Consider the following 12,055-nt stretch of genomic DNA (forward strand, 5'->3'; position numbering starts at 1 on the left):
CCCATTCCGAACAGAGAAGTTAAGCCCACCAGAGCCGATGGTACTGCGGTAACACGTGGGAGAGTAGGTCGGTGCCAGATCTTAAAAGAAACCCTTTAACAGCAATGTTGAAGGGTTTTCTTGGTTTATGGGCATTTCCGTTTCTTGCGTTATTTTTTTACCGTTAAGCAGTTGAGAAAAGTCGGGCTATAGCTTTGCCCTGTTTTCTTAATGGCCTTAATTCCTTAATGGTGGAAAACTGTAACGGGGCTTATTACTACCGTTAAGGAGTTAAGAAAAGTTAAGGGCCTGTTTACGCTGATCTCCGCTGAGTTTTACACTACTGGCCCAGGTTCAATAGCCCTGATGGCAGCGGAAATCCCTTTTTGGCATAGATAGCTTGTTTATCCAGGGGTTTCCAAAAAGGATTGCAGCGGACAGCAGGACGGAACCCAACCTACATTTTACTGCTATTGCGCTCCAGATCGTTAAAATATGAATCATCTGATAGTAAGGAGGAGTTAAGGTTTTGTTCCCGCAGATTACGCTGATCCCCGCTGAGTTTTACACTATCGGCCCAGGTTCAATAGCCCTGATGGCAGCGAAAATCCCTTTTGGGCATAGGTAGCTTGTTTATCATAAGGGGTTTCCCAAAAGGATTGCAGCGTATAGCAGGACGGAACCCAACCTACGTGTTACTGCTATTGCGCTCCAGATTATAAAAATAATAACCCATGAGTAAACACTTTACATTTCTTCCTTAAACAATTTGTATACAATAAATAAAACCATATGTGTCAATGTTGATAATTTCAGCACTATTTAAAACTGATTTAGCGCTAAATATGTTAATATCATAAGGTTTGCCACAATATTTGGTTATCTTTGCTTTTAACAAAAATATAAGTATAAGTAATGAGTTTTTTTGCAGATAAAAGAAGAGAAGTAATGTTGCATATTGAAAAATATATGCTGGAGTCGATGGGAACTTATTTGAAACCGATCGATACCAATTGGCAACCTTCTGATTTTTTACCAGATTCTACTAGTGAAACATTTTATCAAGATGTAAGAATTCTAAGGGATAATGCAAAAGACCTTTCTTACGATTTAGTAGCCGTTTTAATTGGCGATACCATTACCGAGGAAGCTTTACCAACATACGAATCGTGGTTAGCCATGGTTGATGGACATAGCAGGGACGAAGAAGGTGGCTGGATGAAATGGGTTCGCCATTGGACTGCAGAGGAAAACCGTCATGGTGACTTGCTAAATAAATATTTATACTTATCAGGTCGTGTTGATATGCGCCAAATGGAAATTTCAACACAATATCTTATTGCTGATGGTTTCGATATTGGCACTGGACATGATCCATACCGTAACTTTATCTATACCTCTTTTCAAGAACTGGCTACCAATGTATCGCACAGACGGGTAGCTTCTTTGGCTAAAAAAGACGGCGATACGTTATTGTCTAGAATGTGTGGTGTAATTGCATCAGACGAGGCCAGACACGCAAAAGCTTATAAAGATTTCATGAACCGTATTTTTGAGGTAGATCCTAATGAAGCAATGTTGGCTTTTGAAGATATGATGCGCAAGAAAATCGTGATGCCGGCTCATTTCTTACGTGAAGTTGGTTTAAAAATTGGCCAAACATTTGGCCACTTTACAGATGCTGCACAACGTTTAGGGGTATATACTGCGATTGACTATGTTGAAATTATGCAACAGTTGATTGAAGACTGGAAAATTGAGGGCATGCGCGATTTAAATGAAGCTGGTGAAAAAGCCCGCGATTACATTATGGCTTTACCTTCACGTTTACTACGTGTTGCCGAGCGAATGAAAAACCCTACTATAGATTATAAATTTACCTGGATTGCTGGTTAGATATTTAAATCTTTAATTAAAATTATAGTGAGCCCTTATCAATTTGATAAGGGCTTTTTTTATTACATGTTTCTTCTGTATTGGCCGCCAACTTCGTAAAGTGCTTTACTGATCTGGCCTAGTGAGCAGATTTTACAGACTTCCATCAGCTGTTCGAAGATATTGTCGCCGGCAATAGCCGATTTTTGAAGCTGTTTTAAGAGATCTGCTGCACGGTCTGCATTACGATCCTGGAACTTTTGTAATGCTGAAATCTGATATTGTTTTTCTTCTTCTGTAGCACGGATTACCTCACCGGGAACAATAGTAGGGGAACCATTCTTGTTTAAAAAGGTATTTACGCCGACAATAGGGTATTCGCCTGTATGTTTAAGCGTTTCGTAATGCAGACTTTCTTCCTGAATTTTTCCACGCTGATACATCGTTTCCATGGCACCCAAAACCCCGCCACGATCGTTGATGCGTTTAAATTCGGCAAGCACAGCGTCTTCTACGAGATCGGTTAATTCTTCAATGATAAAGGCGCCCTGCAATGGGTTCTCATTCTTGGCCAATCCCAATTCTCTATTAATGATCAACTGAATGGCCATTGCTCTCCGAACTGATTCTTCAGTAGGTGTAGTAATGGCTTCATCATAAGCATTGGTATGTAGCGAATTACAGTTATCGTAAATGGCATAAAGGGCTTGTAAAGTAGTGCGGATATCATTAAAATCGATTTCCTGCGCATGTAACGAACGGCCAGAAGTTTGGATATGGTATTTAAGTTTCTGCGAGCGATCATTTCCCTTATACTTGTTTTTGATGGCTTTGGCCCAGATCCTTCTGGCTACGCGACCGATAACGGCATATTCCGGATCGATACCATTGGAGAAGAAGAAAGATAGGTTAGGGGCAAAATCATCAATGTGCATGCCCCTGCTCAAATAATATTCTACAAAGGTAAATCCATTGCTTAAAGTAAAGGCAAGTTGCGAAATTGGATTAGCACCTGCTTCGGCAATGTGATAGCCCGAAATGGATACGGAATAGAAATTCCTTACTTTTTCATCGATGAAATACTTTTGGATATCGCCCATCATCCTTAAGGCAAATTCTGTAGAGAAGATACAGGTATTCTGTGCCTGGTCTTCTTTTAAGATATCGGCCTGAACCGTCCCTCTAACCGAGCTGATGGCTCTTGCCCTAATCTTAGCATAAACATCAGCAGGTAAAACCTGATCGCCGGTAAGGCCCAGAAGCATTAAGCCCAAGCCATTGTTTCCTTCTGGTAAAGCACCATTATAGGTTGGTCGCGGTATATTTTTTGCTTTATAGATTGAATTAATTTTGGCCTGGATTTCTTCCGTTAAATCATTTTCGATAATGTATTTTTCACATTGCTGATCGATCGCAGCATTCATGAAAAAGCCTAACAGCATCGGAGCCGGGCCGTTAATGGTCATGGATACAGAGGTTGATGGCGCACAAAGATCAAAACCCGAATACAGTTTTTTAGCATCATCCAAAGTGGCGATACTTACACCAGAATTTCCGATTTTTCCATAAATATCCGGCCGGATGTGCGGATCTTCGCCATAAAGGGTAACCGAATCGAAAGCAGTGGATAAACGGTGCGCTGGCTGACCTAATGAAACATAGTGGAAACGTTTATTGGTTCTCTCGGGGCCGCCTTCTCCTGCAAACATCCTAGTCGGATCTTCTCCTTCTCTTTTTAATGGGAATACACCTGCCGCATATGGAAATTCGCCCGGAAGGTTTTCGGTTAGCAGCCACCTTAATATATCACCCCAATCTTCATACCTCGGCAAAGAGACTTTCGGTATATTCAGTTTTGAAAGTGATTCGTAAAATAAGGGTTGTTTAATCTCTTTATCGCGGACTTTATAAATGAAAAATTCTTCCTTATACGCCCTTTTGGTATCAGGCCATTGGCGTAATAAACGTTTGCATTCGCCATCTAATTGTTCTTCGAAGAAAGCGTATGTTGTATTTAAGTTTTTTAACACCCCGTCCTGCGGACACCCCTCTAGGAGAGGGGAATTAATATCGCCAGCCAGATCAATTACACCTTTCAATTGATACATTTTGCGGGCGATAGTAGCCTGTTTATCTACCCATTCGTTATACGTTTGACTGGATTCAGCAATTTCTGCCAGATATCGGATGCGATCTGGAGGTATAATGTAAATTTTCTCTGACTGATCAGAAGTGAGTTCCATTTTGGCCTTAAAATCAGTTCCGGTTTTTAACTTGATCTGTTCCATTAAGGCCACAAACAGGTTATTCATGCCCGGATCGTTAAACTGCGAAGCCATCGTGCCATAAACAGGAATTTCATCATCCTTGGCATCGAAAATATTATGGTTTCGTTTGTATTGCTTGCGCACATCGCGCAAGGCATCTAAAGCACCTCTTTTATCAAATTTGTTAATGGCTACCAGATCAGCAAAATCCAACATGTCTATTTTTTCCAGTTGCGTGGCTGCACCAAATTCTGGGGTCATTACGTATAGGGAAACATCACAATGTTCGGTAATTTCGGTATCCGACTGGCCAATGCCTGAGGTTTCTACAATAATTAAATCGTAACCAGCGGCTTTGCAGATATCGATACTTTCCTGAACGTTTTTGGATAGAGCAAGGTTGGCCTGCCTGGTTGCTAAAGAACGCATGTAAACCCTCGGGTTATTGATGGCATTCATCCGGATACGATCGCCTAATAATGCGCCTCCAGTTTTTCTTTTTGATGGATCGATGGAGATAATGGCTAAGGTTTTATCTTTCACTTCTACCAAAAAACGACGAACAAGTTCATCTACCAAAGATGATTTTCCGGCGCCACCAGTACCTGTAATGCCTAAAATAGGGGCGGTATTATTTTTTGATAATTTTTTTAATTCATCTACAAATTTTTGTGCACCTTCGGGATCATTTTCTGCAACGGTAATGGCTCCTGCAATAGCTTTGATATCTTTTGTTGGGATGGTTTCGAGTTCATTGGTGATGTTGGCTGTGGTGATGAAATCGGTTTGTATCAGCATATCATTGATCATGCCCTGCAAACCCATCTTACGACCATCATCGGGCGAGTAGATTTTAGAAATCCCATAAGCCTGGAGTTCTTCAATTTCGGAAGGTAAGATTACACCACCGCCACCTGTAAATATTTTAATGTGACCTGATCCTCTTTCTTGAAGAAGATCGTACATGTATTTAAAATATTCAATGTGCCCGCCTTGATAAGAAGTCATTGCAATTCCCTGAACATCTTCCTGTATGGCACAGTTTACCACTTCATCAACCGATCTGTTATGGCCAAGGTGAATAACTTCAGCTCCTGAAGATTGTAGGATTCGGCGCATGATGTTAATGGTTGCATCGTGTCCGTCGAAAAGTGAAGCAGCGGTTACAAAACGAATTTTATTTTTAGGCTTATAGATTTCTACTTGTTGCATACTATGGGATTTTAGGGGGCGGTATTCGCTGATTACCGATCCTTGTTTCCAAATATATTTGGTATGCAAATGTACTAAAATAAGCAGCTTAAATAGCGAATACCCTATACCGTTATGGCTTTTGGTTCAGCTATAAATCCTGCCCGAACTGCAGTAAATAACCGTTATTGTCGTAAATGGCAAATTCCCTCATGCCATATTCGAAATCTTCGAGTGGGTAACAGATTTTGCAGATATCTTTTAAACTTTCCCAGAGGGTTTCTACTTCGTTTGTTTTAATGTAAAGTGAGCCACTCATAATCGCTTTGGAGATATTGCGATGGGCATTGGGGATAGAGAACATGATTTCTATATTGTCTTTTTGCAGGCTTAACCAGCTCAGATCATCGAATTTTGCCGCACAAGTAAAGTTTAAAACCTCTGTGTAGAATTTTAGCGTTGCCTGCATGTCATGCGATTCGAGCATGGGTGTAAGCTTGGTTGCAATATAGTTTGGCATGATGTTAAAATAAGAAAAAATCTAATTACCACCTAAGTCATCTGAGACCATTATAGTAGTTAGTCTAAATGTGTTAAAACAAAAAACTACGCTGGTGAGCGTAGTTTTTTAAATTATTTATTTGTGATCTCTGTGATCGGTTCTCCAACATTACCATTCGGCATCTGAATATGGAGCAGTGCTGCCAGCGTTGGTGCAATATCGGTCATGTAATGTGTTTTATTGGAAGCTCCGGCTTTGATTCCCCAGCCCATAAAAACCAATGGAATGTGCGAATCGTATGGGTTCCAGTTTCCATGCGTGGTGCCTGTACTGCCACCGTTAAACCAGTTTGGTTGTAAAACATAGTAGATATCGCCACTTCTACGGGCATTGTATCCGTTGGTAATCATTTTTTTCTGAATTTCCTGAAGTGTGCTTTGTGATATTTTAGCAATATCTACAGCATTTTGGAATCCATCCAATCTTTTTAAGAATTCTACAGATGCTGATTTAATCACATCGAAACTCACATCACCTTTATCGGTTTTATCATGGTCGAAAATGATCTGGTTGTTCTGAGATTTTAAAACCAGATTGTTTACTTTAAATTTATCATTTAAGTAAGTATTTAATTTGTTTGCAATATCACGGTCACTTACCACGCCGGAAGGTAATTTGTTCTCTTGCATAAAGCCTGGTACATGCGCGGCACCATGATCAGCAGTTAAAAATACCGTATAATTTCCTTTACCTACTTTTTTATCCAGGTAGTTAAAAAATTCTTCGAAATCTTTGTCTAAACGTAAATAAGTATCTTCTGCCTCTACTGAGTTCGGACCATAAGCGTGACCAACATAATCAGTAGATGAGCAGCTTACGGCTAAGAAATCGGTAATGTTATCTTGCCCTAAATCTTCTGAAAGGACCGCTAATTTGGCAAGATCTAAGGTGATGGTATTGCCGTAAGGTGTGCTTCTGATGGCATCGAAATTTTTATCAATATTTTGGGTAAGCTGATGAGGGAATGTGCTTGATTTGCCTTCGTAAGCTTTCTCATCTGCTGTACTATTAACATAGCTATTCATTGGATACAATGTTTCCCAGTTCTTTGCATAGAACTTGTTTGCTAATTTCAATTTATTGTAATCGGCGATCCAGGTTGGCACTTCTTTCATATAATAAGTGCTGGTAATCCAGTTTCCGGTGCTGCCCTGATACCAATATGCTGCATTTGCCGCGTGGCCAGCTGGAAGGATTGAGCCTCTATCTTTTAATGAAATACCGATTACTTTACCTTTAAAGTTTGTGGCTAACCTCAACTCATCAGTAATGGTAGTGGTCAACATATTTTTAGGAGACATATTTCCTTCAGATGAAGGCGTACTGCCAACAGTTGATACTGAGGAATCTTCTGTACAATATACATTTTTTTTGGTTTCAGGATCGTACCAATCGTTACCAATAATACCATGAACAGCTGGAACCGAACCTGTATAAATGCAGGTGTGGCCGCATGCTGTATAAGTCGGTGTATAAGGAATAAAAGTATTTTCTACAGAAAAACCTTCATTAATTAATCTTTTAAAGCCACCATTGGTATAGCGGTTATAATAGCGGTATAAATAATCCCAACGCATTTGGTCAACCACTAAGCCAACTACCAATTTAGGGCGGGCAACTTCGGTAGCAAATGCTTTAGGCTGTGCTGTAGTAGGTTTTTTAGTTTGGGCTGAGGAGAGTGCGATCGAAAAAATAGAAATGGAAAAGATTAGACAGAATATTTTCTTCATTGTGTTTTAGTTAAAGGGCTAAAGTAATAACTTTTAAGTGAAGATATTTTGAAGTTTATGTAAAGATTTTATATCGCTTCGGCTACTACAAATGTACTTCCACCAATAAAAACCAGGTCTTTTGGATCGGCAGATTGTATGGCCTTTTCTTTTGCTTCGGCTACCGATGCATAACTGCTGCCATTTAGATTAAATGTTGCTGCCTGTTCTTTAAGCTCATCTGCTGCTAAACCGCGTTCTAAATCTGGCTTGCAGAAATAGTAAGTGGCATTTTTTGGCATTAGGGATAAAACTTTCGAAATATCTTTATCCTTTACCATTCCAAAAACAACATGTAAGTTTTGATAAGGGGTTTGTGCGATGTTTTTAATCACCTCTGTAATTCCTGCTTCATTGTGGCCGGTATCACAGATGACCAAAGGGTTTTTACTCAAGGTTTGCCAACGTCCCTGTAAACCTGTTTGTTTTTTAACCTGGCTTATTCCTTTGTGAATCGCTTCCTGATCGATTTTAATTTCCGTTTTCTCGTTAAGTAGAGTGAGGGCTTCTAATACGGTTAAAATATTTTTGTGCTGATAAACCCCGGTAAGATCGCTTAGAAGACCCTTATATTTGATCTCACCGTTCTGATAAACAGATAGGGAAAGTTTATTGTTCCTGATCTTAAAATCCTGAGCAGTTAATACGGCGTCAGCAAAAACAATTGGAGCAGCCACTGCTTTAGCTTTATTGATAAAAACCGGAGCTGATTCTTCCTGTGTTTCGCCAATAACGACTGGGATATTCTTTTTAATGATACCTGCTTTTTCGCCAGCAATTTCTGCAAGTGTATTGCCTAGCATATTCATGTGATCGAGGCTGATATTAGTGATGACCGAAATTTGCGGGGTAATGATGTTGGTCGAATCTAACCTTCCGCCTAAACCCACTTCAATTACAGCCACATCTACCTCGTGTTTAGCAAAATGATCGAATGCCATGGCAACGGTTACCTCGAAAAAGGAAGGCTCGGTTTTTTCGATCAATTTTTGTTGGCCTTTTACGAAAGATACAACTTCAGTTTTACTCATCATTTTTCCGTTGATGCGGATGCGCTCTCGGAAATCTTTTAAGTGGGGAGAAGTGTACAAACCTGTTTTATATCCTTGTGCCTGCAATACCGAAGCAAGCATGTGTGATGTTGAGCCTTTTCCATTTGTACCCGCCACATGGATACTTTTAAATTTATCCTGCGGATTACCCAGGGCTTCGCAAAGAATAATGGTATTGGTTAAATCTTTTTTGAAAGCAGATGCACCAACGCGGGTAAACATAGGGAGTTTACTGTATAAAAAATCAAGCGTTTGTTGGTAATTCATAATATGCATCAAATATAAGTTATTGAGGTTTGAAGTTCAAATTGGAGTTGCAGACTGACTTCTCAATTTTGATGATGGATTGCGTTAGTGAAACCTTTTGTGAGTCCTTAGTTAGATTTTATTATGGTGTTGTATGCTTATGTTGTTATATTTGCGGATTATTTAACGGTCTCAATAATAGTGATTAATAAAATCAATCTAATTCTTTTAGTACTCCTGGTCTGTTGCTTCAAACTCGCAGCTCAAACTTTTTATGTAAGTTCTATGGACTATTCTAAAGGGGCAAGCGACCTTTACAAGGTTGAATTTACAAGCGAAGGGGTAAAATCTACAAAAATAGTGGGATGTTCACCTGGTGATCAGTATTTTTCAATCGCAATGAATAAGAATAATTTGTTTTGGTTCAGAAATTCTGAAATATACACTGCGGATGTAAAAGAAAATGGTATTGAAAATTGCAGGCGTTTATTTTTAGGTATGTCAGGCTCAAATTCACTAACCCTTGGTGCTGATAATAAGTTATATTATTGTTCTGGTTATTTATTCAGTACAGATATTAATACGGGAAAGTCAGAGGCCTTAGGTTTACTGAATTATTCACCTACAGGAGATGTCTGTTTTTATAAAAAAGACCTTTACATGGCGGCCTACCAAGGGATAGTAAAGATTAATGTTAAAGAACCTAATAAAAGTACCCTTCATATTCCATTGCCTGGAAATATCCCCCTTTATGGGATCGTTAGTGTTTCATCTGGTGTTAAGAAAAATACGGTTTATGGGTTACAATATTTAGGTACCCAAACCAATATAATTGAGTTCGATATAGAAAACCAAAAAATGGTTGGCGTGGTGGGAACACTTCCATATACAGTTCTTGATGCCGCAAGTATGGTAGAAGATGGAAGTATTATTGGAATAGAATTCGAAAGAGTAGATATTAATCAAGATTGCAATTCTGGAAATACAGCAAATGTAGATGTTATTACAGCTCCTCACCTTGAAGATTTTACCTATACTTTGAATGGCGTTACCAATACGACAGGTAAGTTCGTTGGTTTATCCAAAGGTCAGTATACACTTTCTATCAGTTCTGCATCCGATTCCTATACCACAACTGTTGATGTGCCTGAGGTTAATTTGATAAAACCTATTTACAGCTGGCAGATCAAAAATCAGCTTTGCGAAACGCTGGGTGAAATTACTTTTAGCTCGCCCGACCAGAACAGTGGTTACCAGATCAAGTTTGATGGAAAGGTATATCCACTTAATAGTACTATATCTAATTTATTAAGTGGAAAATCCAATCACTTTGAAATTGTAAATAAGTATGGATGCAAAGTTGATGAACGGGATATTGTTGTTGGGCGGGATAAATGTAAAATCCAATTTGATCAGGTTGATGTAGTACAACAGTGTGATGCTTTTCATCAGGGTATTATCAATGTTTTAACAAAAACACACACTGCAGCCTATACCTACACGATAAATAATACAATTAGTAATTCTACCGGGATATTTAAAAATTTAGCTTCCGGCACTTACACCCTTAAAATTAATTCGGATGAAGATGAATTTGAAACTACTGTAATTGTGCCTGATTATAAACAGTTACAGCCAAACTTTTCTTTTACCAAAGTAAATCCAGCTTGCGCGAGTAAGGGAGCTATACAATTTAATTCTTTCACAGGTAGTGCTAATTATAGAATCAAACTCAAAACTGATATTTTACCCTACGATCATAAATTTACTAACCTGGAGGTGGGGAACTATCATTTTACTGTGCTGAATAAAGAGAACTGCCTAATTGATGAGTATGATGTAGAATTGGTTTATGAGCCTTGTCCAATCGTAATCAATAATATCGAAATCCTTCAGGAATGCAATGTTTTGGGAAAAGCGTTTATCAAAATTAATTGTCCACCAATTCCAGAAACGTATACGTTTACCCTTGATAATTCTGTATCCAATAGCACTGGTGTGTTTAATATGCTTAGCCCCGGAAATTATATCGTTGAGGTAAAAGCATCGGGCGGGGCAGCCTCAGTTAGCAGAACGATTATAGTGCCCGATTATTCTTTAACCAAACCTGTTACAAAAATTAATGCCAAAAATCCTGCCTGCGACATGAAGGGAGAGATATCATTTTCTATAGGCACAAATTCTGCTGATTATAATGTAAAATATAAGGGAATGGTTTATCCGGGCAACCACGTTTTTTCAGGTTTGATTGAAGGAGATTACCCTTTCACAATTTTAAAACTCGATGGCTGTATTGTTGATGAAGTAAATAAAACGCTGGTTTATGAACCCTGCCCAATCGTAATCAATAATATTGAAATCATGGCTGAATGTAACGTCTTGGGGAAAGGATTTATAAAAGTGAATTGTCCGCCAATTCCAGAAACTTATACATTTACCCTTGATAATTCAATATCAAATAATACCGGTGTTTTTAATATGCTTAGTCCGGGGAGCTACGACATTGAAGTAAAAGCATCTGGTGGTGCACCAGCAGAATATCGAACTGTTGTGGTTCCAGATTATTCATTAACCAAACCCCATTCGATTGTTAATGCTAAAAATCCTGTTTGTGATTTAACTGGGGAAATCTCATTTTCTATTGGTAACCGTTCAGCAGATTATAATATTAGGTATAATGGAGTAGTCTATCCAGGTAATTACGTTTTTTCGGGATTGTTTGAAGGGAATTATACTTTTTCTATTCTGAAACCAAATGGCTGTATTGTTGATGAATTTAGTGTTTCCTTAGAAACAGAAGCCTGTAATGATATCTCATTCCCTACTGCTTTTAGCCCAAATTCTGACAATGTGAACGATAGCTTTAAAGCAAAAGAAGGAAGTAGGGCTTTTAATTTTCAGATGCAAATTTTTGACAGGAGAGGAGTAATTATCTTTTCTTCAAATAAATTATATGATGCCTGGAATGGGGATTACAAAGGACAGCTGGTTCCTGTTGGGGTTTATTTTTGGATTGCATCTTTTACTACTCAGGAGAACAAAAAGATAATTAAAAAGGGATCGGTTACTTTAATTCGATAGCTCGTTAATTGTGTTGATTAATTATTTAAGCGA

6 protein-coding genes and 1 rRNA gene are annotated in these 12,055 nt (G+C 38.7%); 3 read left to right on the forward strand and 4 right to left on the reverse strand.

Features of this window, described 5'->3' with window-relative positions; all coding sequences use genetic code 11:
• Nucleotides 1-80: ribosomal RNA gene (gene rrf, locus AC07VK_RS00005) — 5S ribosomal RNA — on the forward strand; the annotation flags it as partial.
• Nucleotides 81-894: 814 nt separating this feature from the next.
• Entirely contained in the window at nt 895-1,875 is a 981-nt protein-coding gene (locus tag AC07VK_RS00010) for an acyl-ACP desaturase (RefSeq protein ID WP_440826554.1), read from the forward strand.
• A gap of 62 nt (nt 1,876-1,937) precedes the next feature.
• Here AC07VK_RS00010 and AC07VK_RS00015 read toward each other — a convergent pair whose 3' ends face one another.
• From AC07VK_RS00015 to AC07VK_RS00030, 4 genes are all read right to left on the reverse strand, one after another.
• On the reverse strand, nt 1,938-5,333 hold the full coding sequence (locus AC07VK_RS00015; protein WP_492957416.1) for a methylmalonyl-CoA mutase family protein: 3,396 nt from the start codon (nt 5,331-5,333) through the stop codon (nt 1,938-1,940).
• Nucleotides 5,334-5,463: 130 nt separating this feature from the next.
• A complete protein-coding gene (locus AC07VK_RS00020; protein WP_492957418.1) occupies nt 5,464-5,832 on the reverse strand; it encodes a VOC family protein in 369 nt (122 codons plus the stop codon).
• Nucleotides 5,833-5,945: 113 nt separating this feature from the next.
• On the reverse strand, nt 5,946-7,604 hold the full coding sequence (pafA, locus tag AC07VK_RS00025) for an alkaline phosphatase PafA (protein ID WP_492955640.1): 1,659 nt from the start codon (nt 7,602-7,604) through the stop codon (nt 5,946-5,948).
• A gap of 68 nt (nt 7,605-7,672) precedes the next feature.
• Nucleotides 7,673-8,962, reverse strand: coding sequence for a bifunctional folylpolyglutamate synthase/dihydrofolate synthase (locus AC07VK_RS00030; protein WP_492957420.1), 1,290 nt, complete (start codon nt 8,960-8,962; stop codon nt 7,673-7,675).
• Nucleotides 8,963-9,340: 378 nt separating this feature from the next.
• On the opposite strand from AC07VK_RS00030, the gene AC07VK_RS00035 reads away from it, so the two are divergent.
• A complete protein-coding gene (locus AC07VK_RS00035; protein WP_492957422.1) occupies nt 9,341-12,022 on the forward strand; it encodes a T9SS type B sorting domain-containing protein in 2,682 nt (893 codons plus the stop codon).
• The last annotated feature ends 33 nt before the right edge of the window (nt 12,023-12,055 follow it).

This window comes from Pedobacter sp. GW821-FHT01D05, from assembly GCF_059422505.1.

Coding starts and splice junctions, on each gene's coding strand:
- AC07VK_RS00010 (WP_440826554.1), top strand. CDS start 895: ATGAGTTTTTTTGCAGATAAAAGAAGAGAAGTAATGTTGCATATTGAA.
- AC07VK_RS00020 (WP_492957418.1), bottom strand. CDS start 5,832: ATGCCAAACTATATTGCAACCAAGCTTACACCCATGCTCGAATCGCAT.
- AC07VK_RS00015 (WP_492957416.1), bottom strand. CDS start 5,333: ATGCAACAAGTAGAAATCTATAAGCCTAAAAATAAAATTCGTTTTGTA.
- AC07VK_RS00035 (WP_492957422.1), top strand. CDS start 9,341: ATGAATAAGAATAATTTGTTTTGGTTCAGAAATTCTGAAATATACACT.
- pafA (WP_492955640.1), bottom strand. CDS start 7,604: ATGAAGAAAATATTCTGTCTAATCTTTTCCATTTCTATTTTTTCGATC.
- AC07VK_RS00030 (WP_492957420.1), bottom strand. CDS start 8,962: ATGAATTACCAACAAACGCTTGATTTTTTATACAGTAAACTCCCTATG.